General features: G+C 29.0%; 2 protein-coding genes. Both read right to left on the reverse strand.

Features of this window, described 5'->3' with window-relative positions:
* Positions 1 to 393 precede the first annotated feature (393 nt).
* On the reverse strand, positions 394 to 1,113 hold the full coding sequence (locus HN894_12860) for a DUF3307 domain-containing protein (GenBank protein ID MBT7144210.1): 720 nt from the start codon (positions 1,111 to 1,113) through the stop codon (positions 394 to 396).
* Positions 1,103 to 1,795: a fumarate hydratase gene (locus tag HN894_12865; protein ID MBT7144211.1), complete on the reverse strand. Its 693-nt coding sequence runs from the start codon at positions 1,793 to 1,795 to the stop codon at positions 1,103 to 1,105. The genes HN894_12860 and HN894_12865 overlap by 11 nt, the downstream gene beginning before the upstream one ends.
* Positions 1,796 to 2,129: the final 334 nt, after the last annotated feature.

The raw sequence follows: 2,129 nt of genomic DNA on the forward strand, positions 1-2,129 counted from the left end.
AAGATAGAGCGAAGAAATTTCTGTAAAAGCATTGTCTGAAATATTGGACAAAATGCAAAAATGGCTTTTAGCGTGTATTCATTACTGAAAAACCGTCAAATGGAAATAATAATTATCAAATATTACCAAATCTTCGGAAAATAAACCTGAAATTCCATTTTTCTACAAAATCTCCAAATTATTTAAAATACATATAGGGAAATCCAAGTCAATAAATCCACTAACTTGGGTTTAGTTCAATACTGATTTTTCACAGGGACTACTGAGCCCGGCTCAGTAGTTTTTCGCTGTTTTTATATTCTTAGGTGTTGTATGCTGGGCTTTATCAACAACCATTTTCGATACTCTTAATGTTTTATATTGGTGTTTTCACTTATAAATTCACTTTATAAGTTAATTAACCGATATTAGAGAAATGATTATACCCAATATCGTAGCTATTCCAAAACTCAACATTGTACCTACTAATACATACTCATTTTTCTTATTATCTCTAAATCTTAGTATTGATTTAGCTGCTATGATTAAACCAACTGCACTATATTGACCAACAAGTATAAGTGACAAAACTAGGAATCGTTCCATAACACCAATTAGTTTACCAGCATTTGGTAAATCCTTATTCTCATCTGCAGAACTAGCAATTGTAGGAGTTGATATTTCCAAAGAAGTGAAGATGTTTTTAATGAGAATATTGGATGGTTTTGCACAAAAGATAAATCCAGCTGCAATCGCGATGTATTTTAAAGGAATGTCAAAGATGAAATCTACTCCACAGTAACTATAATAAATAAAAGATATCGAAGTCAATGAAGTTAAATGAACTATCTGGTCTGTGAAAAAGTAGAAACTTTCTTTTCTTCTAAATTTTAATTGAAAATAACTTTTTAGAACATCCGTTGTGAAGTGAATTATAGTCAATAAGGTCACACATTTTAAAAATCCATAATCAAATGATAGTAAATATGAAAACATAAAAATTACCATAGCATGCCAAAGATGATACCAGGTAACAGCTTTGACTTTTTTCTTAATAGTCCAGCTATGAGGTTGAAAAATAAAATCGCCTAGTAAATGAGCGATTAACTGTAATAAGATAAATTTATGTAGCATACTCTATGTTTTTTTCAAAATAACTAACTGATTTATCAATCGAATGCCATCCAGCAGCTGTAGAATGTTGACTTATCGTAGATTGGCTTTTCTTAAGTTTTTCACTTACTTCATTTTCACTTAGACCAAGAAGTCTAAGGTAAATAACTTTACATTGTTTTGCTGAACATCTCGAAATAAGAGTATCTAGCAAAGAGAAAATTGTGTCAAATTGCTCATGAATATACTTGTCTTGGCTACAAAAAAACATTGTATTCTTTATTACTATTTTCTTCTTATTTGATGTGCTGAAATCCTTGATAGCCCTGCCTGACATGTATATAGCTTCTCCATCAATTATTCCCTTTCCAGAATCAATTGTAGTTATAGGGGCTACAGCTACTGCAAGTCTAATAGCATGCTCTTTATAGTACTTAATACCTTTATTGCTTGTTTTACTTTCTAATACTATTGATTTAATAAATGTCTTAAGTAATAAAGCTATTCTTAGGGCATTGTGGCTTGTCTTAATTGCACATTCAATATAATCACCTTGAATTATTCTACCAAAGAAATCATCTTCTTTATATTTCTCGGTAAGTTCAATTAGCAAGTTCTTAATTTTATTTTCAATATTTCTTTTATCTACCTCATTAAGCGAAGTATAAGAAATTATATCTGCTGATATTGTTGCTCCATTCATATCATTTATTTTTATCGGTAAATATACTAATAAAATTCATTTATCGGCAAATTCACTAATAGAAAAATATTCTGTAATTTATATCAATTCAATGCACTCGTACAGCTTGCCTTTACCTTGCATACAACATTAGTATATACGGAAAATTCCGTATATTTCTTTATTATTTTTTAAGTTTTTAAATATCAATATCTTCGTAAGGATCAACAATTTTGTTAAACTTTGTGCATGATACATATGTGTATATTTCTGTTTTCCACAATTCATAGCAAAATTTTGATTGACTTCGTTATAAATTAATTTAATGTTAAAATTACTTTTGCAAAAATAAAAG

It is taken from the genome of Bacteroidota bacterium (genome assembly GCA_018692315.1).
Taxonomy (GTDB): domain Bacteria; phylum Bacteroidota; class Bacteroidia; order Bacteroidales; family JABHKC01; genus JABHKC01.